The organism is Paenibacillus sp. G34, from assembly GCF_056856875.1.
On record NZ_CM166469.1, the window covers coordinates 154,028 to 177,434 of the forward strand.

The following is a 23,407-nucleotide window of genomic DNA, read 5'->3' on the forward strand; positions in this document are numbered from 1 at the left end:
GGATAATGGATAGATAAGTGAGTCAATTGATATGTAAGGAGGTTGTACGGATGAAGATTGTGTCAGCACGAGACTTTGATTTGAAACGGGAAGTGGAGTACGGTACGCCTGAGCAAAACGAAACGGTACGGCGAATTGTCGCAGATATTCGCCGGGAAGGTGATGCGGCCCTGCTGCGTTACACGGAGCAGCTAGACCGCACGACGCTGACGGCTGCGCAGTTGCGCGTGCCGCAGGAGGAGCTCCAGGCAGCGTATGCAGCCGTTGAGCCATCTTTTGTGACGGCGATTCGCCAAGCCGCCGCTAATATTCGTGCGTTTCACGAGAAGCAGAAACGCAATTCGTGGATGGACTGGCAGCCGGATGGCAGTCTGCTCGGCCAGGTTATTCGGCCGCTGAAACGAGTCGGCGTGTATGTCCCTGGAGGGAAAGCAGCGTATCCATCGTCGGTGCTGATGAATGTCATTCCGGCACAGGTTGCAGGCGTGCCGGAGATTGTGCTTGTCACACCGCCAGCGACGAACGGCGGTGAAGGCATTGACCCGTACATTCTCGTGGCTGCCGCGGAAGCGGGCGTGAACGAGATGTACCGGGTTGGCGGCGCGCAAGCCATCGCCGCCCTCGCTTACGGCACCGAGAGCATTGCCCCGGTCGACAAGATCTGTGGACCGGGTAATATCTACGTGGCGCTCGCGAAGCGCGAGGTTTATGGGGCGGTCGATATCGACAGTATCGCGGGCCCAAGTGAGATTGTGGTGCTCGCCGATGATACGGCGAACCCTGTTTATGTCGCCGCGGACTTGTTGTCGCAGGCGGAGCATGACGAGATGGCATCGGCCATTCTCGTCACGAATTCGGCCGCGCTGGCGGAAGCCGTGCAGGCCGAGGTGCAGCGTCAGCTGGATGTGCTGCCGCGGCGCGATATCGCTGCTGCTTCCGTGGAGCAGCATGGCGCGATTATTGTGGTCGATTCCATCGATGAGGGAATCGATGTCGTGAACCGGCTTGCACCGGAGCATCTGGAGATCATGGTGCAAGAGCCGATGGCTTATGCTGGCCGGATCGAGAATGCCGGTGCAATCTTCCTCGGGCCTTATAGCTCCGAGCCGGTGGGCGATTATTTCGCAGGACCCAATCATATTATTCCGACTAATGGAACTGCCCGGTTTAGTTCACCAGTAGATGTGGATGATTTTATCAAAAAATCGAGTCTGATTTATTATAGTAAAGAAGCACTCTTGCAAAATGGAGCGGCTATTATCGAATTAGCCCGTCATGAGGGACTTGAAGGACACGCTCGTGCAATCGCTGTACGCTTAGAACAGGAAGGAAAGGCGGAATCGGACAATGGATAATCAGAATAAGAGTGCAGAACAGGGTGTAGATCTTCAAAATAAAGGTGCAGTTCGCCAAGCAGAGGTTGACCGCAAAACGAACGAAACGAATATCCAGCTGTCGTTCAACGTAGATGGCTCAGGACAATCGAATATTGAAACGGATGTACCGTTTCTGAACCATATGCTCGATCTGTTCACAAAACATGGACAGTTTGATCTTAACGTACAAGCACGCGGGGATATTGATATCGATGATCACCATACAGTTGAAGACATTGGGATATGTCTCGGACAGACGTTGTACCAGGCACTGGGCGACAAACGTGGTATTAAGCGTTATGCCAGCGTGTTTGTACCGATGGACGAAGCGCTCGCTCAAGTTATCATTGATGTAAGTAACCGTCCGCACTTTGAATACCGGGCTGAGTACCCGTCGCAACAGGTAGGTAGCTTTTCTACAGAGCTGGTGCATGAATTTCTGTGGAAACTGGCGCTCGAAGCGCGGATTACGCTACATGTCATTGTGCACTACGGTCAGAACACACACCACATGATCGAAGCAGTCTTCAAAGCTCTCGGACGTGCGCTGGATGAAGCAACGATGATTGATCCACGAGTAACCGGAGTGCCTTCCACGAAGGGAGTGCTGTAGACGATGGCGATTGCAATTGTCGATTACGGTATGGGGAACCTGCACAGCGTCGGCAAAGCGGTCGAACGTCTTGGCTATGAAGCGCTGGTCACGGGTGAGCGGGAAGCCATTCTTGCCGCAGATGGCGTTATTCTGCCGGGGGTAGGTGCTTTTGGGGACGCAATGGTGCATTTGCGGGAGACGGGTTTGGATGTAGTCGTTAAAGAAGCGGCTGCAAGAACGAAACCGCTCCTGGGCATCTGTCTGGGTATGCAGCTGTTGTTCAGCTCCAGTGAGGAGCATGGCGAGCATGAGGGATTGGACATTTTACCGGGCAAAGTAGTGCGCTTCGCACCAAGTGAGCTGAAGGTTCCTCATATGGGATGGAACCGTCTCGAATTTTTACACCCTGAAAATCCGCTCTTCGCGGGTCTGGATGCAGGGCATGTCTATTTTGTGCACTCGTATCATGCACTTACGGAGAATCAAGGCGATCTGCTGGCCGTTACGGATTACGGACATCCGGTTACAGCGATTGTGGGCAGAGGATCAAACTTTGGCATGCAATTCCACCCAGAGAAAAGCGGTGAGCTCGGCATGAGATTGCTGGGCAATTTCCTTTCTTTGACGGGATCATCAGTATAACATCAATATAAGCCTAACTTTACTCACTACTATTCTAGTAAGCTGTGTATATTGGTTTTATATTCAATTATATCTTTAGTTCTAAAACAAAATCAGTTCTAAATATATTCAACGTGAAGCCACATGAAATTTCATTTCAATTTCAATCGAATCTACACTCAGGAGGCCTTGTATGTCATCTTTTATCTTATACCCGGCAATCGATATCCGGGACGGCAAATGTGTAAGACTGGTGCAGGGAGATTATAATCAAGAGACCGTGTACAACGATGACCCGGTTCAGGTTGCGCTTAACTGGGAAAAGCAAGGTGGTACATACGTTCATCTGGTGGATCTGGATGGTGCCAAAGCAGGACACCCGGTTAACGATGAGCTGATTGGACGCATTGCATCCGCAGTGAATGTACCTGTGCAGGTTGGCGGCGGACTTCGAACGGTCACTGACGTTGAGCGTTTATTGGGACTGGGTGTTAGCCGATTGATTATCGGGACAGCCGCGATTGAGGATCGAGCGTTTACGGAAGAAGTACTGGGACGTTACGGAGATAAAGTAGCGATTGGTATCGATGCGCGGGGCGGATACGTTGCCACTCGTGGATGGCTTGAAACCTCTGAGGTACAGGCTGAGGTGCTGGCGAAGGAACTTGCTGCTTATGGAGCGGAAACGTTTATCTTTACGGACATTTCCCGTGACGGTATGATGCAGGGGCCTAATGTCGAGGCGATTGTGTCTCTTGCTAAAGCGAGCGGCCGGACCGTTATTGCTTCTGGTGGTGTCAGTGTGATGGATGATTTGCTTCGTTTAAGTCGTCATACAGATGACGGTGTTGGCGGAGCTATTGTAGGTAAAGCCTTGTATACGGGCAGTATTGATCTGGCTGAAGCAGTGCGTTTGGTCAACAAGTAACGGATAATCGGGTAGAGAGGAAGAGGCAGTATGCTGGCAAAAAGAATCATTCCCTGTCTGGACGTGAAGGACGGCCGGGTCGTTAAAGGCGTGAACTTCGTCAATCTCCGCGATGCGGGTGATCCGGTAGAGCTGGCGGCACTGTACGACCGCGAAGGCGCGGACGAACTCGTATTTCTCGATATCTCCGCATCGGTGGAGGGCCGTGAAACGATGGAGGAAGTCGTAAGACAGACAGCAGGCGAAATTGCTATTCCGTTTACGGTAGGTGGCGGGATCTCCAAAGTAGAGGACATGAAGCGTATTTTGCGTGCAGGTGCGGACAAAATTGCGGTAAATACAGCAGCAGTACTTAATCCGCAGATCATTGCGGATGGTGCACGTCGTTTTGGCTCACAATGTATCGTGGTTGCTATTGATGCCAAGTATAACGAGGCGTGGGGTGAGTGGGAAGTTTACACCCACGGTGGACGGAAACCATCTGGCATCAAAGCACTGGAGTGGGTTAAACAAGCCGAAGAACTGGGTGCAGGCGAAATTCTGTTAACGAGTATGGATGCAGATGGTACAAAGGACGGTTTTGATCTGAAGCTGACCGCAGCCGTTTCGGAGTCGGTGAGCATTCCTGTTATTGCATCAGGCGGTGCAGGCAAGGAATCTCATTTCTATGATGTATTCACAACGGGTAAAGCGGACGCAGGTCTGGCTGCAACTATTTTTCACTATAAAGAAATTGGTGTACCGGCATTAAAACAACAATTAAGAGAACAAGGGGTGGAAATCCGTGACTAAAGTGAGCGATGAAATCAAGGAACAACTCTCCTTGGAGCAAGTTGTGGAGCACATCCGTTGGGATGAAGGGTTGGTCCCTGCCATTGTGCAGGATGTGGATACCCGTGAAGTATTAATGATGGCTTATATGAACCGTGAATCCCTCAAGTTGTCACTTGAATCCGGGGAAACTTGGTTCTGGTCACGCTCACGTCAGGAGCTATGGAATAAAGGAGCAACTTCAGGCAATGTGCAGAAGATCGTTTCCTTAAAATATGACTGTGACGGCGATACACTGCTGGTTGAGGTTCAACCGAAAGGGCCGGCTTGCCACACAGGGGCAGTGACTTGTTTCCATAATGAAATTATCGGGTTGTCAGCTAATGAAACGGAACAGGACAACAAAGAAGAAGCGGGAAGCACTGCAAACTCCAGCACGACCTCTTCATCTAATGCGGAAAGCCGCTTTGAGGTTCTGGCAGAATTGGAATCCGTCATTGCTGAGCGTGAGCGCGAGCGTCCAGAAGGTGCGTATACCACGTATCTGTTCGATAAAGGTGTCGATAAAATCCTGAAAAAGATCGGCGAGGAAGCTTCCGAAACGATTATTGCTGCGAAAAATAAAGACAATGACGAGCTTCGTCTCGAAGTCAGTGACCTGATGTACCACTTGCTCGTGTTGCTGCAAGAGCGCAAGCTACCGCTGGATGATATCATGTCCGAATTGAGTCGTCGTCATGAACGGCCACGCCGCGATTAGGAGGCGAATGCTGAATGCGTATAGATTACCACACTCACCATGAACGCTGTGGACATGCTGTCGGCAAGCTGGAAGAATACGTACAGCGTGGGATCGAAATCGGGTTGTCACAAATTGGGCTATCCGATCATATGCCGCTACTACATGTAGATCCGGCTCATTATTATCCAGAGATGGCTATGCCTATGGATGAATTGCCACGATATGTCGAGGAATGTTTCACTTTGAAGGAACGGTACCACGGACAGATCGAGGTCCGCGTGGGCCTTGAAGGGGATTATATTGAAGGCTGGGAAACGGAGATTCGCTCGATTATTGAGCGTTATCCATGGGATTACGTCATTGGTTCTGTGCATTTCCTTGGTGAATGGGATATTACTGATTTTCGGCAGACCCACCACTGGGAAGGCAAAGATGTCCTTGAAGTATATCGCCAGTATTATGATGCTGTAAGCAAGGCAGCCGCTACAGGGTTGTATGATATCGTAGGGCACTCGGATGTGATCAAACGTTTTGGATATGTACCTAGACCAGAGCAAAATGAGGAACGCATTGCACTGGAGGATGCAGCCTTGCATGCTATTGCGAAAAGTGGCTGTGCCATGGAGCTGAATGCATCAGGCTTGTCCAAGCCATGTGCGGAGATGTTTCCGAGCCGGAGGATGCTGACTGAAGCGATTCGGTTGGGTATTCCTCTTACGATGGGTTCGGATGCACATGATCCGATGAAGCTAGGCGATTATTTGCCCGAGGCGGAGGCGCTTTTGCATGAACTTGGCTGTAAGGAAGTTGCTGTTTTCGAAAGCCGCCAGCGCTCGTTCATTCCTTTAAATGTAGACAGCAGTGGAGTATAATAAGGGTAAAACCACCTTTTATACAAGTTGGATTCTCCAATTTAACTATACAAGGAATTATGATCGGGGATAAACCCGCGGGAGGGCATTATGCAGCATTCGTTACGTATTTTTTCCGGTTCATCTAACCCTAAGCTTGCAGAGCAGGTATGTGACAAGCTGGGCGTACAACTGGGCAAGATTAAGCTGTCCCGGTTCAAGAGCGGAGAAATATACGTTCATTACGAAGAAACGATCCGCAATTGTGATGTGTTTTTGATACAGTCTTTGTCTCATCCAATTAATGAGCTATTTGTTGAACTACTCGTCATGATTGACGCAGCAAAACGGGCATCGGCACGTACAGTGAACATTATTGTTCCGTATTACGGCTATGCTCGTCAGGAGCGCAAGTCTGCTCCGCGTGAGCCCATCTCTGCCAAGATGGTTGCCGATGTATTAACGACAGCTGGAGCAAGCCGGGTGGTTACAATTGATCTGCACGCAGCAGCTATTCAGGGTTTCTTTAACATTCCGGTGGATCACATGACATCACTGGACTTAATCAGCGAATACCTGCTCAGCAAAGAGATCAAAAACCCGGTGGTGGTTTCTCCTGATGCAGGACGGGCATCCATGGCGGAGAAGCTGGCGAATCGCCTGGATTCACCTTTTGCCATTATGATCAAGAAACGTCCAAGTCATAATGAATCGATCATCACGCATGTCATCGGTGACGTTGAGGGACGAACGCCGATTATTATCGAGGATTTGATCGATACAGGTACAACGATTGTGAATGTGGTTGAAGGGTTAAAGGAACGGGGTGCGGAGAACGCATATGTTTGCGCAACTCACGGCTTGTTCTCGGATGGGGCAGTAAGTAAATTAAATCATCCATCGATTACCGAGGTTGTGGTAACAGACTCCATTGCATTACCGGAGGATCACCCGGAATGCTTCAAAGTGTTACCCGTCGCCCCTATGCTCTCGCGAGCGATCCGTATCATAGTAGATGGCGGTTCCATGGCTACGCTGTTCAAGGATTCCGGTATTTAGTTTTTAGTATGATAAATGGGTTTTTTACAGCCTAATCTGGTTTTAAGTTCCGTGTCTGGGTGTATTTGCTCAGCACGGTATTTTTGTTTTGACCCCACGAACTGAATTCCGTGCTTTGCTGTTTGATCGCTTGTGCTATAATAACTATAAATATTAAGAAATGATAGCGTTTTAATTATAGATGAATTTGGAATGGTTTTGTTACGGATACTAAACAGTAGAACCACGGCTGATGGACATTGGCATCGTGGAGTGAGGAGTGGGGTCTATTGTCGCGCACGTGGTATTATCGGTTGCTTTTTTCGTATTTTCCCATATTTTTCTTTACGATGACGATAATCATCTTTATTGCTTTTGTATTCATTAATGATATTTCCAGGGAGGAAACCCGGAAGGCTGACCGGATATCCACCAGTTATCTGGCCACCACGCTGGACCATACGATTCGGGACATTGAACTGTCCGTGACAGAGAAAGTACAATACGAACCGGCGTACAGGCTTTATTTCAACAGTAACAATCCTAATAACTCGGATACAGTGTATACGATTGCGCAAAATTTACGTGAAATGATCAATTCATCTTCATGGATCCAATCCATATATTTATATGACAAACAACATGAGCGCGTTATAACGCTAAGTGGTTCAAGGGACGTTGGGAATTTCTCAGACAAGGCATGGATTGATCGAATTCTAAGCGGTGCAACGGGTCAAGGCTGGCAGCCCGTTCGGGAGATGGAACCAGAAGAATATCAGAGAACACCTGTACAAGTGTTGACCGTAAATAAAGAAATGCCTTTACCTTTTGGTTCTGAAGGTGTATTGGTCATCAATATCAAGATGAGCAGTGTCAAGCAGAGTGTCGATAGCATGATTAATGGAAAACTCTCTTTCCTGACGATAAGTGATCAGGAGGGCAGGGTCGTCTATGATGCTCATTCCGATAGTGAGAGTGCTATCGAAGGTACGAAATTAAATGAATTATCCTTGGAAAGGTTTGGGTGGACCCTTACCAGTGGCATTAAAGCTGGCAATTTGTTTGGCTGGGTATCGGTTGTTTCTTATGTTTGGGTGTTCATTGCTATTTTGACGGTGATCTGCGCAATTATCTACATCGTGTATGTGACCCGGCGTAACTATAAGCCAATTCAGATCATTATGAACCGGATTGAATCCCAACAGATTCGGGCGTTCGAAAAATCCGGTGCTCGTATGGACGAAATGAAGATGATCGATGGTGTGCTTGAAAACCTGATCAATCATATGATGGATTATGACAAAAAGAGTCGTGAAAATGTGTTGATGCAGCGTAGCAAGCTGTTTAGCGCTTTGCTTCACGGTGAACATGTGGACCATGCGGCAGGACAATTGTATGAGGTATCCCCATTTGATGGAGCCCATGAATCTTCCCGTTTTATCGTGGTTGTCGGGGATATTAACCGATATGAGAAGGGATTTCAGGAGAAATTCACCAGAGGAGAGCAAAATACACTGAAGTTTGCCCTGATGAATGTATTGCAAGAGCTCTCGCGGGATACGGAAATGCAATGCTGGACGGAATGGATTAGTGCAGATCGGATCGCTATTCTTTTCTTCTCAAAAGAAGACGTGCAGCAGGGTCAGGATTTATCAAAGCAGATCCGAGTTGTTGCCGAGGAATGTAAATCCTGGGTCGAGCAGAATCTTCGAATTTCCCTCAGCTTTGGAATCGGACCTGTTGCTGAAGGGATTGAAGCAATCCATCAATCGTTCACAGCCGCTGAAGCGGTAATGCAGCGTAAACTACTGATGAATGGCGATGTGGGTGAAGCAGAGACAAGTGAAATGCAGCATCCATTGCTCGAGACTTACACGTATCTGCAGATGATTGCAGACTTTGTTAAGCGGTTCAGGATGTCGAGTGGGCAGTGGAGAGAGCAACTGGAGGATATTTTCAAAGAATTTGAGCGTAATAAACTCCCGGATGATGAGATCCGTTCTCTGATTCAGGCGATGCTCCAGATGCTTAGCCGAGAAGTCTCCATGATGTCAGAAGGGTTGCAGAAAGAGCTGTCCGAAGAGAACATTAACAATTGGCTACATGCGATGGAAGAAGCAGAGTCGTTAGAGGATGTTAAGGTGCTCTTGTTTGATAGTCTTACCGATCTATTCCGGACATACGTTGCTGTAACGGAAACAAAGAGTTATAAAGCTATGGTTAATGAAATGAAAAATTATATCGAGGAGCAGTTCACCAATCCGGACCTATCGCTGAAACATCTGAGTGACCGTTTCCAGATCTCGGGCAAACATGCCAGCTACCTGTTTAAGACGGAATTCAACATGAAGTTTGTGGACTTTGTGACTGAGCTTAGGATGAAAGAAACGGAGAAGCTGCTGCTTAATACCGATCATTCTTTACAGGACATAGCCTTAAAGGTCGGATATGCAAATGGTATTACACTTGGACGCGTATTCAAACGAGTCACAGGCATTACACCTGGAGATTACCGCCGGATGAAAAAGGATCAAAAAGCGACAGATGAATAATGAGATATCTGCGCATGTTCCAAAATAAACGAGTATAATTGTGTCATGTTTCCATACATGCTCAACGGAATATTGAATTAAATCAGGGTGAATCAATAATGTGAATCTCCATAAATTAGGGAGATATCATCAATTGCGATTCGCCCTTTTTATTTAGTTTTAACATCACAAAATGAAAGCGCTTGAAAAATGGTGAAATAAACATGTATGTTTCATGGTAATGTCAGAAGATGTGTCATCAACGCTTTCTGATGTAACATACGAATTTAGTCAGTGCGAGAAAATGGTTTGTTTCCATCGTGTTTGGATAGGGGGAGTTAGTGCCTCTAAACCCTGCCCCCATGCGGTTTTATGGAATTTTGGCAGTCTGCGAAAATAAGCTACCATGCAAACCATAACTCGTTTGTAGACCCACCCGAATTTAGTATGTTGTCAGAGCGCACAATAGTGTGGAATACTCAGGGCAAGCTTTAAAACATTCACGTAAAGCCAAAGGGGATGAACAGAATGACAAGAAAAGGGAGTCTAAAGAAGTTAATGGGTTTGGCGCTTACAGCAGTAATGGGTGTCTCACTACTTGCGGGGTGCGGATCTTCAGACAACAAATCAGCAGAAGGCGGAGCAGCTGGTGATGGAAAACGCGTCACATTAAAGGTGGAGCTTTTCGATCGAGGTAACACACCATCGCCTTACACGATCACAAACAGCTATCTCACAAAGATGATTCAAGAGAAGTTCGGCGATCCCAATAACATTGATGTACAATTTGTTCCTGTTCAACGTTCCGAGGAAGTGACGAAGCTGAACGTCCTGATGGCTAGTGCCTCAGATGTTCCGGATGTTGTCTTTGTTTACGACTCCACTGTGTTTTACCGTTATGCACAACAGGGAGGTCTGACAGATGTAGGTGATCTGGTGAATCAGTATGGACCTAATCTGAAGAAGTTCCTGGGTGAAGATACATTGAAGTTTGGACAGTTGGAAGGAAAGCAATTTGCTATTCCGGGTAAACGTGCCATCACTGGCCGTTACAGTTCTTATATTCGTCAAGATTGGTTAGATAAGCTGGGAATGCCAGCACCTAAGACAACGGATGAGTTGTATACAACATTGAAAGCATTTAAGGAAAAAGATCCAGCGAAACTGGGAAGCAAAAACATCCCTATGGGCTTTGCGCTTGCACCGGCTCAGTATGAGACATTGATCTACTCCTTTATCAAACCTGTAAGTGGCGACAAAACATACGGTCAACGTTATGAATTGCCGCTCCATGAAGGATTCAAAGAGTCCATGCAATTCCTGAACAAACTTTACAATGAAGGTTTGATCAGTAAAGATTTCAGTTTGGATAAAGACAAAACGCAACTGAATAAAGATATTCAAAATGGTAATGTAGGCTTCTGGTCTGAAGATGCTGATGCTATGTTCGGTAAAGAGGCTACCATGGATCTCATGCGTAAAAATGTAAGCGACGGCAAAGTTCTGCCATTAGATGCTTATACTAACCCGAATGCAGATAACAAACACATCAAGTCACGTTACGGTTCTAATGGTTTGTTCATTATGATTCCGAAAAGCAGTGAGCGTGCAGTAGAAGCAGTTAAATACCTGGATTGGATGGCGTCTGACAACAACCTGATGGATATCATCAGCGGTGTGAAAGGCGAGAACTATGATCTGGTAGACGGTATTCCGGTTGCAAAAGAAGATGTAGCGCAAGATGCAGCAGATCGTTTCTATAACGCAAATGACTTTGCAATTATCTCCAACGGTAAAAACATCGGAGATCAAGCTACAAACGAAAAAGCATGGATTCTGGGTTACCCTAAAAACAACCAAGAGCTGTTGAAGCAATCTCTTGAGATTGCAAACACAGATACAGTAGGACCGATCATCTTTGATAAACCGATTGCTGCCGAGATGAAGTATGGTACTACACTTAATGACAAGCTTGATGTCATTATCGTAAAATCCGCTATGGCAAAACCAGCTGATTTCGACGCTGTGTTTGATAAAGAAATGGCTGATTACATGTCCTTGGGCGGTAACGATCTGAAGAAAGAGCTGGAAGAAGCTTTGCAGGGTATGGGCGGAAAGTAAGCCTTAATACACCTAGAACATATTAAAAAAGAAACCATACAACTGTTTCGAATTAGAAAGGAACGTGTGCCGCCGGATCGGCGGCACAAACGTTTCTTATGATAGGAGGAAACCGTCTTGAACCTCACATATTTGAAAAGATATTGGCAATTATACGCACTGATTTCTCTGCCTATAATCTACTTTTTAATCTTCCGTTACGGACCGATGTACGGTGTCCAGATCGCTTTTAAAGATTTCAACCTGTTTCAGGGTATCAATGGTAGTGAATGGATCGGTTTCGATGCTTTCCGCGAGGTATTTGCAATGCCCGATTTCTACACTACATTACGAAATACATTTATGCTGAATTTTCTTGATCTGATCGTTTCATTCCCTGCTCCAATTATTCTGGCGATTATGCTCTATGAGGTAAGATTCAAATGGTTTAAGAAAATCTCACAAACCATTCTGTATATTCCTCACTTTATCTCCTGGGTTATCATCGGGGGGATTGTGTACCAATTGTTTGGCAATCAATCCGGTATGGTAAACAATCTACTGCAGAGCATGGGATTTGATTCCATTCCGTTTTTGACAGAAAAAAACTCATGGCTTGTTACCTACCTGTTCACAGGTGTGTGGCAAAGTGCTGGGTGGGGAACCATTTTATATCTGGCTGCATTAACAGGTGTGAACAAGGAATTGTTCGAGGCAGCTGAGATTGATGGTGCAACGCGGCTGAAGAGAATCTGGCATATTACAATACCAAGTATTAAACCAACGATTATTACCTTGCTTATTCTTAACCTTGGAAATATGGTCAGCATCGGTTTTGACCGGCCTTATGTTATTGGTAATACGGCTGTTCGTGAATATTCCGATGTACTTAGTACCTTTGTATACAGAATTGGTCTACAGTCTGGACAATATACACTTGCAACGGTTGTCGGCTTATTCCAGGCGGTTGTCGGACTGGTCTTTGTCCTAGGTTCCAACTATCTCTCGAAGAAAACAACGGGTGAAGGAATTCTCTAATTCAGAACAATAGTAAAGTGTACCAACTTTGTTGTACGTATAGATCATCAGTAAAGGAGTTGTGCGCAGATGAGTGAACGCACCTCGAACCGGATTTTCGACATTGTCAATGTCACCTTTATTTCATTGTTTGTACTATTCTGTCTTGCTCCGTTCTTACACACGATTGCGATATCACTTAGTTCAAACCGGGCCATAACGTCAGGTGAAGTAACGATTTTCCCGAAAGAGTTCTCTTGGGATGCCTATGGTCAAGTGTTTTCGGATAACTCCATGCTGTATTCACTAGGATTTACAGCGCTTCTTACGGTTGCAACAACGTTACTTTGTCTGTTGTTTACCATTGCAGCAGCGTACCCTTTGACGAAGAAAAAATTAAAGGGCCGTAAGCTGTTTATGTACATCATTATTATTACGATGTTCTTCAGCGGCGGGATTATTCCTGAGTATCTGTTGATTCGTGACCTGCATTTGATGAACTCGGTTTGGGCATTGATTTTACCAGGGTTGGTTAGTCCATTTAACTTGATTATCCTGATCTCCTTCTTCCGCGGAATACCGGATAGCCTGGAAGAGTCCGCCGAGATTGATGGAAGCTCTCATGTGCACACGCTCTTCAAAATCATTTTACCGCTGTCTATGCCTGTACTTGCTACACTTGGTCTGTTCTATGCGGTCGGACGCTGGAATGGCTTCCAGGATTCCCTGATGTACATCACAGATCCGAAGTTATATCCTTTGCAACTGAAGCTCTTTCAAATGGTACAGAACAACATGATAACTGACCTCACATTGCTGGAGGGTGCTAGTCGTACAAGATTAACACCTGAGAGTCTTAAAGCAGCAGCGGTTGTCTTTGCAACAGTACCGATCCTGCTCGTATATCCATGGTTGCAAAAGTATTTTGTTAGTGGCGCAATGCAAGGAGCAATTAAAGGTTAATTCGTAGTCCCCATACACGCAAACATCACAATCGGGGAAGGAGAAGGAATGAATTATGCAGGGAATTGACAAGGGAGAATACTCATTCTCGACATGCTGGAATATCAGGAGACATCCTGTAGGAGAAGACATGATTCGGGAAATTACAGGACTTGGCTTTCGCCGGGTGGAGCTTAACTATAATGTAACGAAGGAAATGCTCACTACAATTGAGCCGATGATTGAGCGCGGAGAGATTGGGGTGTCCAGTGTACACAACACGTTCCCCCATGATCCCGATCCTGACTACGGAACGGACTCTGTGTTGCTCGGTTTTGAAGATGAAGTGAAGCGGAAGCGGGCCATTGATCTGTTAGTTGGATCGGCTGAATATGCGCATCGTTATGGAGGGGAAGCTGTCGTTGTGCACCCAGGTGAGGTGCCTTTCCCACATGATATCAGCAAGGATCTGGAGAAGCTGTACCGCGAGGAAGGAACAGATTCGCCGCAATATCGCAGCAAATGGGCAGAGCTAATGGAACGGCGCGAAGCTCTGAGTGCAGGATATATTGAGAAAATTATCATCAGTCTGGATGAGGTTTGTAACCGGGCGGTGTCCAAAGGACTGAATGTCCGTTTTGGGATCGAAACACGCTCAAGACCGCAACAGATTCCCACGCTTGCCGAAGCGAAAACGATCATCCAGGCACTCAAGGGTGCCCCGGTCGGGATTTGGTACGATACGGGTCATGCAATCATGATGGATCGATTGGGACTGTACGACAGTGTAGGTGAGATGCAGGGACTGATGGATGATATCGTTGGTGTTCATATTCATGAAACGCTGGGGCTCTCCGATCATTGGTGTCCATACGTGCACAGTAAGGATATGCACTTCTATGATGCTTATCTCCCCATGATCCGTAAAGCACAGGTGAAGGTATATGAATTGAAGTCAGCCTGTGAACCGGAAGCGATTCACGAAAGTCATGATCTGCTAATGCAAAAACTGGCGAGTTTAGAAGCATAAATAGGTAAACGGATAAGATCGGTTGGCTTGGGCTGTTAGAGCGCACAGCCTGCTGATCTTATCTTTTGAATACGACTGTATTCGTATGAGTTGACGTTATTGAATGGATGGGATGGAGGGGGAATGTAGATGTATAGACAAATGGTAGAAAGCAATGACAGAGCCACGGAACGAGGCATAGAGCGGCAGGTACTTGATTCGGAAAGCCGTTACTATGGTGGAACAATTGATCCTTTTTCAGGTGTGGCTTGGGTTAACCATACGACAGGAACACCTACAGATATGTGTTTTTGGGGAGCGGCAATTTCTAATCAGGACTCCAAGTATTATCGAGACGAGGACTTGCTGGAAAGATTGCGACTTGCTAGTGAATTTGTGTTGCGTCATCAGCACAGTGATGGATCGATTTCGCCCGGCTGGACGAACTATCACTCCCCGCCAGACACTGCTTTTGTTGTCGTAGGATATTCGCAGTTGTATCAACTTTTGGACCAACAGGACTGGGCACCACTGAAGCCTGTGCTGGATAATATGCGACTGTTCCTGGAACGGACGATCCCTGTCATGTTAACGGGAGGCTGTCATACACCAAACCATCGCTGGGTGTTGTGTGCCGCACTTGGTTTTCTGCATGAGATCTTCGGCATAGAGGAAGCGGTACAACGCGCGGAACAATGGCTGGCGGAAGGGATTGATATTACCCCTGATGGGGAATGGACCGAGCGCAGCAACGGGATCTACAATGCGGTGAGTGATATTATGTTGATTCATGCTGCACGTTTGTTGAACCGTCCTGAACTGCTGGAGCCGGTACGTTTGAACCTCAGGATGATGGTATATTTGGTGCACCCTACTGGTGAAATTGTGACCGATTATTCAGGCCGCCAGGATCTCGGCAGTAAACATGGCTTGTCTTCGTATTATTTGCCCTATGCGATTATGGCCAAACTGGATCAAGATCCGATTTTTGCAGGTATGGCTGCTTGGGCAGACAGCGATTTGACAGACCCTGGCGTGTGTTCGGTGAATGCACTCGTACGTTTGTTGCTAGAGCCTGATCTTCAACAGACTACCGGAACAAGGGATGCACTCCCGAGTCAATATGAAGTGATGCTCAATGAGCATTTTGGACGGGAACGTTATGTGGACCAAATGGAGAATGTAGGCCATTATGGACGAATCTCGCACAGTCGCATGCATACGGATTTTGGTGCTCCTGTTGCCCGAATCCGTGATGGAGAGACCAGTGTAACGGTTATGACCGAGGTAGCTCCATTTTTTGCACTTCGCCACGGTGAGGTACGTCTGCTCGCGGTTCAGTTAGCGTCGTACTTTAACCCCGGATATGTACCGATGCACAAGATGACGCGGTTGCCTCAGGGATATCAGTTGACCGGGGAACAGAAGAAAGGCTATTACGGACCAATCCCTTCGGCCGATTTACCAGCTACAGCTTCTTCATCGATCAGCCCGTGGTATTTGCTTCCACATCAGACCCGTACACTTACACATGAGCAGACATTCCGTGTTGATGCTGAGGTACTGCAGACAGATCGCGGTTGGACGATGCATCTGACTGGTGAGGAACCACAGGAAATCATGATGCAGTTATCCTTTGTATTTGGAAATGAAGGAGAGCTTAGCTGTGAGGATGGCATAGAAACCAGTGATGGAAGCATTCTGTGGAAAGGCGGCAAGCTACGTTACAGTTGCGGAGAAGATTGGCTAGAGATTGATGGAGGCGAGATGGGACATCTGGCTGCAAATGTTCGTGAAGCTAAGACGCCTGAGAATTGCAAGATTGTACTGGTTAATTTCATGACTCCGTTTGATAAAACGCTGGATATAACGCTTTCACCGTCGCTGACGGACTAAAGGATTAATCTTCACTCTTCAAGTAGCTAAATGGATTACCTAGTAACCTTCAATAGAGATGATGTTTCATTCATAATCGGGATGAAATATCATCTCTATTTTTTGTATTTTTTTCATAAACGACATGAAACTACATATAGCGAAGAGGGCCTAAAGATGTGGTATACTGAAGAGTATGAATGAAAGCAAAGAGGAGGTGCCTTGGAAGATGAAGGGCAAGCTAGTGCGGACCGAGGGTCACCTTGCCAATATTATACCGATTCACTTGGATGCTTCTTTCTTTTTTGAAAGAGCTGTCCGCTCGCTGGACCGTAATCATGTCGACAAGGCATTGAAATATTTTCGTAAAGCTGTTGAGTACGAGCCGGATAATCCGGTGAATCATTGTAATATGGCAGGTATATTGTCCGAAAAGGGAGATTATGAAGCCTCCAACGCCATTCTGGCAAATGTGCTGGATGTGGTTGACCCGTCGATGACGGAATGTTATTTCTATATGGCGAACAATTTTGCCAACATGGATCAATTCGAGGAAGCCGAACGTGCGCTGGTAACCTATCTGGAGGAAGACACGCAAGGACAGTTCATGACGGAAGCCGAAGAAATGATGGAGCTTTTGTATTATGAGCTGGATCGTCCGGCCAAATTAAATCGAATCAAGTCACGCAAAGGTGTTGTGGAGCACGATCAGGCACGCGAGTTTCTGGAAGAGGGGAAGTTTGCCCAAGCTGCAGAGCTGCTTGAAGGCATGTCGCCCGATTATCCGGATTATCTCGCTGCCCGTAACAATCTGGCTCTCGCCTATTATTATATGGGACTGTTTTCTAAAGCGAAAGAGACTATAGCTGAAGTGCTGGAACAGGAACCAGGCAATCTGCACGCACTTTGTAATCTGGCGATCTTCTATCAAAATGAGAACCGGACAGATCAAGTGCTGCTGTTGATCAAAAAACTGCGTACAATCGTGCCATACCAGCACGAACAAGTGTACAAGCTGGCTACGACAATGGGGATTCTGGGCCAGCACGACTCGGCTTACATCCATTTCCGCCGACTGCTCAAAGTTGAGGAAACCGCTGCTGATCCGGCATTGGCGCATTACGCAGCAGTAGCGGCGTTCAACACGGAACGTTATGACATTGCTAAACGGCTGTGGCATCATGTGAACAAACTCGATCCAGGTTCAGAGGTGGCTCGTTATTATTTGGCTGGTCTTGAAGCGGTGCTTCAAGGCTCACAGGAGCCGAATAAGTTAAGCTACCATTACCATCTTCCTTTTGATGAGCAGTTCAAGCAATGGGAGGACTATGGCAATGGTATTCCGGAAGAGATGAAAAATGATCCGCTCATTCGCTCATCATTCTTTTGGGCGCTGCGACATGGAGATCAGGCAACCAAGCTGCAGGTTATTCATGCGCTTGGCATGATTGGTGATTACGAGGTGCAACAGGCACTGCAACTGTTCATTGATGAACCGGGCGAAGAGCCTGCCTTGGTCAAGGCGGCACAGAGCATTTTGCATGATCTGCAAAGGGTTGAGTCTCATGAAACGGATGCCAAAGTGTCCATACCTTTCACTCCAGAGGCTCTGAAACCTATTCATAAGATGGGTAAGACGGGAATCACGGAGAAACAGACCGAAACAGGAGCATCTTCCCATTGGCAGGCTGTTGTTGATCGGGCGCTTCAGATGTCTGAGGCGAGAGCTGAACTGCAGCAAGAGATGGAGCGGATCTGGACAGATTATGTCTCCAGGATGCGCCCGGATCTGTCCGGTTCCAAACAGATTGAAGGATGGGCTGCAGGACTGGAGTATCTGGCTTCCAAAAATCGTAGCCGGCCAGTAACGTATCAAAGCGTTGCTGAACGTTACGGCATATCTGCATCGACTGTCAGCAAATATGCGAGACAGCTCAATCAGATCTGTAGCACAACCCCGCCAAATGGTTAGTCCACGTTGTAATTCAGCATGAAAGCATTGTTCTCTTGAAGATAAGGATACATTAACCGGGAAAACGGGTAAACTTAACGAATAGGTCTCAAAATGCCTGTAGGATATTATCTTGGCAAATTATTCGCGACCATTACACATCTCAACCTGATGAAGGAGGCTGTATCTATATGTCTAAATACAGAACGATTGTGATCGGAACCGGACCTGCGGGTCTGACAGCAGCGATATATCTGGCTCGTGCGAATCTGAATCCGCTAGTGATTGAAGGTCTTCAGCCGGGCGGGCAATTGACAACGACTACAGAAGTTGAGAACTTCCCAGGTTTTCCACAAGGAATTATGGGTCCTGAACTAATGGACAACATGCGGAAGCAAGCGGAGCGTTTTGGCGCTGAATTTAAGAATGGCTGGGTGGAAGAGGTTAATTTCAGTAAGCAGCCTTTCAAAGTGAATGTTGGCGGTATCGGTGAGTTGGAAGCAGACTCTATCATCATCTCTACAGGTGCTTCGGCTCGTTATCTCGGTATTCCGGGAGAGCAGGAGAATGTAGGGCGGGGAGTCAGCACATGTGCAACATGTGACGGGTTTTTCTTCCGCGGTAAAAAGATCGTTGTGGTGGGCGGTGGTGACTCTGCTATGGAAGAAGCGAGCTTTTTGACTCGTTTTGCTACAGATGTTACGTTGGTTCACCGCCGGGATGAACTGCGCGCATCCAAGATTATGCAGGATCGGGCCCGCAGCAACGAGAAGGTGAAATGGGCTTTGAACCGTACACCTCTTGAGGTTGTACCTGAAGCAATGGGTGTCAAAGGGTTGAAGGTGCGCAACAATGAAACCGGTCAGGAAGAGTTGCTCGAAGCAGATGGTGTATTCGTTGCCATCGGGCACACGCCGAATACTGGATTTCTTGGCAATGCCATTACACTGGATGAGCATGGGTATGTTGTGGTGAAGCCAGGAACAACAGAAACCAATATTCCAGGAGTATTTGCATGTGGTGATGTTCAGGATACGAAATATCGTCAAGCTATTACAGCTGCAGGATCAGGTTGTATGGCAGCGATGGATTGCGAAAAGTTTCTGGAGGGAAGCGTCGTGCATGATTGGAGCGAAACGCTGGATAAGTAATATGCATGACAGCCTCATGGCCAGGAATAAATAGTTATAAGAGACAACGGGAAGTCTCATGAACTGAGAGAAGCCGGAGGGCTTCTCTTTTTTTGAAACGATGGTGGGCATGATTTCGTATACATAAGGGGTATATTAGCTGTGAGGTGAAGATGTTGGGGGAAATGATAAAAGATTGGCTTCAAAATGCAACGGTTAGACGTTTTTTGATCCTGCTGTTGTTCTGTTTAATTTTGTTCAGTATGGGGAGTATGCTTCATATGATTTTGCTGTTATTCCTGGTGACTTACGTCATGAACAGGTTGCAGCATCTCATTACGAGAGGTTTGAATCGATTTTTTCCAATCGACTATAAAGTCGTGGTCATTCTGCTGTATATGATTGTGATCGCCGGAATTGTTCTTGGTATTTCCAGATATTCACCACGAATTGTGGATCAGGTTGTGCAGTTAACCAACGAGATTATGAAATTTCTCGACACGGCGGATGGTGATAATTTTGCCTCCAAGATCGCTGGTTATTTACAGTCCTTCGACATTAAAAATTATACGAACGAAGCGCTGAAATACATTTTTGCCTTTAGTAAATGGCTGGAATTCATCCTGCTGGTTATTATTTTGAGCCTGTTCTTCCTGTTGCAGAAAAAAGAAATTTATAAGTTCACGTCCAAGTTCAAAACAAGCAAAATCGGCTGGTTCTATAATGAAGTGGCATACCTGGGCGACAAATTTGTTTCTTCTTTCGGTAAAGTTATTGAAGCGCAGCTGCTCATCGCCGTGTTCAATACAGTACTGACGATGCTCGGATTGTGGATCTTAGGTTACCCTTACTTGTTCGCGTTAACAATTATGGTCTTCCTGCTCAGTCTGGTGCCTGTAGCCGGGGTTATGATCTCCCTCGTGCCGCTCTGTCTGATCGGTTATCAAATGGGCGGACTGCAGATGGCTATCATCGTGATCGTTATGATCATCATTATTCATGCGCTGGAAACCTATTTCCTGAATCCGAAGCTGATGGCACACAAGACCAAGCTGCCGATGTTCTACACCTTTATCGTGTTGATTCTGTCGCAGCATTTCCTCGGCATCTGGGGCTTGATTATTGGTATTCCTATCTTTGTCTTCATGCTGGATATTCTGGATGTAAACAAGATGGAGAAGACCGACGAACCAGTGCGTGTAGAGACCAAGCTTTAACTGATTTTCAAGAGTTCACTGAATGGTTGGTAAGAAAGAATAAACGCCTCCAGTATTTCGCTGGAAGGCGTTTTTTGTTATATCTGCACCTGAGAGAGGGAGGTATTATAATGAAGTAAAATTCGAAACATTATTGATATATAGACGTATCGCGATGATGTAAAGAGGTATACCATTCTTTACCGAACGAAGAGAAGCTCTTCTTCCTTGGAGCGAAGAGCATATACTTACAGCCAGCCCTTTTCCTCCGCTATAGCAACGGCTTCCATCCGGTTCTTGGCATCCAGTTTGGCAAAGGCCTCCGATAAATAATTACGTACCGTTCCATAAGACAGGTGCAGTGAAGCGGCTATATGATTGGCATTCATACCGGTTGCGGCTAATTTCAATACTTCCTTTTCTCGTTCTGTGAGCGGATTGAATGATTTGGCCGCACCAAACACAAGCTCTGGTGATACTTCCCGGCCTCCATTCATGACACGGCGGATAGCGTCGGCAAGGCGGTCACTGGGTTCGTCTTTGAGTAAGTAGCCCTGCACGCCTGCCTGTACAGCCCGCTCCAGAAATCCGGGGCGCGCAAAAGTTGTGAGAATGATGATGCGGCAGTTCAATCCAAGCTGCTGCATCCGTTCAGCAACATCTAATCCGCTCATGACAGGCATCTCAATGTCCATCAGACACAGGTCGGGCTGAAGTGAAATGATCCGCTGCAGGGCTTCCTCCCCGTTTCCGGCCTCACCAATGACCTCAAAATCATCCTCAAGATCAAGCAGAGAGGCTAAAGCCCCTCGAAGCATACGCTGATCCTCCGCGATCAAAATACGTATCATATGGACGCACCTCCTTGCGGTTTGTTTGCAACGATGGGAAAGAAAAGTGCAAGCCGGGTGCCTTTAGTATCGGAGTCGATCTGGAGAGATCCATCAATCAGATGAAGCCGTTCCGACATGCCTTTTAGACCATTACCGGGATGCTGATCACTTGATATGCCTGTTCCGTTATCTTGAATTGTAATATAAATCCCATCCGTTTCTCGCTTCAGTAAAATCAGGCTCCAGGTTGCCTTGCTATGCTTCACAATATTAGTTACAGCCTCAAGCAGACATAGGCTGACCATATTCTGCGTCAAATCGGGTACATCACTGCAAGTCTCTTGCTGGGCAGACAGTTGTAACTCGATATCTGCGCTCCGCAGCATCTCTCTGGCATCGGCTATTGCTTCTGCGATACTAATAGCTCGCATATCGGATACAAGCTGGCGCACTTCACGAAGTGCTGCCCTGGAGGTGCGTTCAATCTCGCGTGCTTCCTGGATTGCTCGTTCCGGATTTTTGGCGATCAGTTTGGTCACCAACTCACTCTTTAATGTGATCAATGATAAGGTATGCCCCATCGTATCATGAAGATCTCTGGCTATTCGCATGCGTTCCTCCCGTTTGATTAACTCCCGGATATGTTGCTGCGCTTCATCAAGTTTAGCTTCGAGCTGCTGACGGTCCAGCATGGTTCGAATGCCGTAGGGAGAAATCAGCATGATGATATAAAATGGAGTAAAGAACAAGAGCTGCTCAGCGCTGAGCTGGTTAAAAGCGATAGCCATAGCGATCGGGATCGTCTGAATAATGGCAAATACCAATAAAAACATTCGAAAGAGTCGCTTTTCGGTGTACCATCCGATGAAGTTAGCTGTGAAAAATCCAAGAAAAAACATGTTTGGATCAATGACCAGAGTCAGAATCAGAATACATAACATTTGCAGAATGAGCCAATAGGAAAAAATAAATTTTCCTGCTGACATATACAGCTGTCGATAGGTCAAGACAAAAACGATAAAAGCGGTGATGCCGATGTATTGTTCATGTCCATGGGCGTTTGCCAAGTAATATAGGGGCATGGCTAAATAGATCATCCATATGTATGGATAGATTCCAAATCGTTTAGGGAAAAGCTCAAGTCCTTGAAACATGTGCCGGAGTTACGCCTCCTTCTGTCTACTGCGGATATATGTGGATAGTAACATAAATACCGCCAGATAACCTCCTAAAAGAAGGATGTCCCGCAATTGCGGTATTCCACCGCCGATGATGACCCATGCACCATTGCCAAAACTGTAGGATGGAAGCCAGCGACCGATCTGTGCGAGCCAGTCCGGCATCACATTCAGCGGCATCCACATGCCTCCGAGCAGGGCAAGAGAAAGGTATAAGGCATTGCTTAATCCACTTGCTGTATCTACCCTCCGTAACGTGCCTATACAGGTGCCGAGGGCGAGAAAAGGAAGGGAACCGGCAAGAATCCAGAGAGCAGAGCTGACCCACTGTGAGAAGGTGAGAGAGACGCCGTTAATCAAGTAACCAGATGTGAAGATAACGATAATGGAGCATAAGTGGATGAAGGTCTGGCCGATCATCTTGCCGCCGAAATAAATAGAGTTCGGTAGCGGTGTGACTCGCAGGTAGGTAACCCAGCCATGGGCTCTTTCCTGCACAAGGCGAATGCCGAGTGTCATAATGGAAGATCCCATCACACTAAAGCAGGTCATCGACATGAGATAGTGTGCATTCCATTGCTTGGCATCCACAGCATCGGATGTAAATATACGTGTATATAGAATGTAAAACAGAACGGGCATCAGCAAAGACCAGAACACAAAATATACGTTACGGATCATACGAATCATCTCTGCACGAGATTGAGCGATTAACATCGACAT

20 protein-coding genes are annotated in these 23,407 nt (G+C 46.7%); 17 read left to right on the top strand and 3 right to left on the bottom strand.

What is annotated here, in order from left to right; translation table 11 throughout:
• Positions 1 to 50 precede the first annotated feature (50 nt).
• The 17 genes from hisD (at position 51) to AC1VYS_RS00835 (ending at position 20,694) form a co-directional block, all read left to right on the top strand.
• Entirely contained in the window at positions 51 to 1,355 is a 1,305-nt protein-coding gene (gene hisD / locus AC1VYS_RS00755; RefSeq protein WP_482912616.1) for a histidinol dehydrogenase, read from the top strand.
• Positions 1,348 to 1,989, top strand: a complete 642-nt coding sequence (hisB, locus tag AC1VYS_RS00760) for an imidazoleglycerol-phosphate dehydratase HisB (protein ID WP_482912617.1) — start codon at positions 1,348 to 1,350, stop codon at positions 1,987 to 1,989. Before hisD ends, hisB begins: the two co-directional genes overlap by 8 nt.
• 3 nt (positions 1,990 to 1,992) lie before the next feature.
• Positions 1,993 to 2,613, top strand: a complete 621-nt coding sequence (gene hisH, locus AC1VYS_RS00765) for an imidazole glycerol phosphate synthase subunit HisH (protein WP_482912618.1) — start codon at positions 1,993 to 1,995, stop codon at positions 2,611 to 2,613.
• A gap of 172 nt (positions 2,614 to 2,785) precedes the next feature.
• Positions 2,786 to 3,520, top strand: a complete 735-nt coding sequence (hisA, locus tag AC1VYS_RS00770) for a 1-(5-phosphoribosyl)-5-[(5-phosphoribosylamino)methylideneamino]imidazole-4-carboxamide isomerase (RefSeq protein WP_441929085.1) — start codon at positions 2,786 to 2,788, stop codon at positions 3,518 to 3,520.
• Between the two features lie 30 nt (positions 3,521 to 3,550).
• The gene (gene hisF / locus AC1VYS_RS00775; RefSeq protein ID WP_123066156.1) at positions 3,551 to 4,312 is read left to right on the top strand and encodes an imidazole glycerol phosphate synthase subunit HisF; all 762 of its coding nucleotides are present in this window, start codon (positions 3,551 to 3,553) and stop codon (positions 4,310 to 4,312) included.
• Between the two features lies 1 nt (position 4,313).
• Positions 4,314 to 5,051: a bifunctional phosphoribosyl-AMP cyclohydrolase/phosphoribosyl-ATP diphosphatase HisIE gene (hisIE, locus tag AC1VYS_RS00780; RefSeq protein ID WP_482914874.1), complete on the top strand. Its 738-nt coding sequence runs from the start codon at positions 4,314 to 4,316 to the stop codon at positions 5,049 to 5,051.
• Positions 5,052 to 5,065: 14 nt separating this feature from the next.
• On the top strand, positions 5,066 to 5,905 hold the full coding sequence (gene hisJ, locus AC1VYS_RS00785; RefSeq protein WP_482912619.1) for a histidinol-phosphatase HisJ: 840 nt from the start codon (positions 5,066 to 5,068) through the stop codon (positions 5,903 to 5,905).
• A gap of 90 nt (positions 5,906 to 5,995) precedes the next feature.
• Complete coding sequence (locus tag AC1VYS_RS00790) at positions 5,996 to 6,943, top strand: ribose-phosphate diphosphokinase (protein ID WP_441929087.1); 948 nt, start codon at positions 5,996 to 5,998, stop codon at positions 6,941 to 6,943.
• A gap of 329 nt (positions 6,944 to 7,272) precedes the next feature.
• A complete protein-coding gene (locus AC1VYS_RS00795; RefSeq protein WP_482912620.1) occupies positions 7,273 to 9,474 on the top strand; it encodes a helix-turn-helix domain-containing protein in 2,202 nt (733 codons plus the stop codon).
• A 498-nt stretch (positions 9,475 to 9,972) separates the two neighbouring features.
• Positions 9,973 to 11,574 carry an extracellular solute-binding protein gene (locus AC1VYS_RS00800; RefSeq protein WP_482912621.1) on the top strand — a complete coding sequence of 534 codons (1,602 nt, stop codon included), beginning with the start codon at positions 9,973 to 9,975 and terminating at the stop codon, positions 11,572 to 11,574.
• Positions 11,575 to 11,691: 117 nt separating this feature from the next.
• Positions 11,692 to 12,591, top strand: coding sequence for an ABC transporter permease (locus AC1VYS_RS00805; RefSeq protein ID WP_090924780.1), 900 nt, complete (start codon positions 11,692 to 11,694; stop codon positions 12,589 to 12,591).
• Between the two features lie 69 nt (positions 12,592 to 12,660).
• A complete protein-coding gene (locus tag AC1VYS_RS00810; RefSeq protein WP_482912622.1) occupies positions 12,661 to 13,533 on the top strand; it encodes a carbohydrate ABC transporter permease in 873 nt (290 codons plus the stop codon).
• Between the two features lie 55 nt (positions 13,534 to 13,588).
• Positions 13,589 to 14,542: a sugar phosphate isomerase/epimerase family protein gene (locus AC1VYS_RS00815; RefSeq protein ID WP_482912623.1), complete on the top strand. Its 954-nt coding sequence runs from the start codon at positions 13,589 to 13,591 to the stop codon at positions 14,540 to 14,542.
• Positions 14,543 to 14,671: 129 nt separating this feature from the next.
• Positions 14,672 to 16,417: a hypothetical protein gene (locus tag AC1VYS_RS00820; RefSeq protein WP_482912624.1), complete on the top strand. Its 1,746-nt coding sequence runs from the start codon at positions 14,672 to 14,674 to the stop codon at positions 16,415 to 16,417.
• A 208-nt stretch (positions 16,418 to 16,625) separates the two neighbouring features.
• Positions 16,626 to 18,368 carry a tetratricopeptide repeat protein gene (locus AC1VYS_RS00825; RefSeq protein WP_482912625.1) on the top strand — a complete coding sequence of 581 codons (1,743 nt, stop codon included), beginning with the start codon at positions 16,626 to 16,628 and terminating at the stop codon, positions 18,366 to 18,368.
• A gap of 170 nt (positions 18,369 to 18,538) precedes the next feature.
• Entirely contained in the window at positions 18,539 to 19,498 is a 960-nt protein-coding gene (trxB, locus tag AC1VYS_RS00830; protein ID WP_482912626.1) for a thioredoxin-disulfide reductase, read from the top strand.
• A 164-nt stretch (positions 19,499 to 19,662) separates the two neighbouring features.
• Positions 19,663 to 20,694, top strand: coding sequence for an AI-2E family transporter (locus tag AC1VYS_RS00835; RefSeq protein ID WP_482934452.1), 1,032 nt, complete (start codon positions 19,663 to 19,665; stop codon positions 20,692 to 20,694).
• Between the two features lie 227 nt (positions 20,695 to 20,921).
• Here the strand turns inward: AC1VYS_RS00835 and AC1VYS_RS00840 are convergent, their stop codons facing one another.
• Genes AC1VYS_RS00840 through AC1VYS_RS00850 form a run of 3 tightly spaced genes read right to left on the bottom strand, consistent with a single transcriptional unit; the run spans position 20,922 to position 23,407 of the window.
• Positions 20,922 to 21,524, bottom strand: a complete 603-nt coding sequence (locus AC1VYS_RS00840) for a response regulator transcription factor (protein WP_482912627.1) — start codon at positions 21,522 to 21,524, stop codon at positions 20,922 to 20,924.
• Positions 21,521 to 22,660, bottom strand: a complete 1,140-nt coding sequence (locus tag AC1VYS_RS00845) for a sensor histidine kinase (RefSeq protein ID WP_482912628.1) — start codon at positions 22,658 to 22,660, stop codon at positions 21,521 to 21,523. Before AC1VYS_RS00845 ends, AC1VYS_RS00840 begins: the two co-directional genes overlap by 4 nt.
• Before the next feature lie 9 nt (positions 22,661 to 22,669).
• Positions 22,670 to 23,407 (bottom strand): ABC transporter permease, encoded by a 738-nt coding sequence (locus tag AC1VYS_RS00850; protein ID WP_482912629.1) that lies wholly within the window; start codon positions 23,405 to 23,407, stop codon positions 22,670 to 22,672.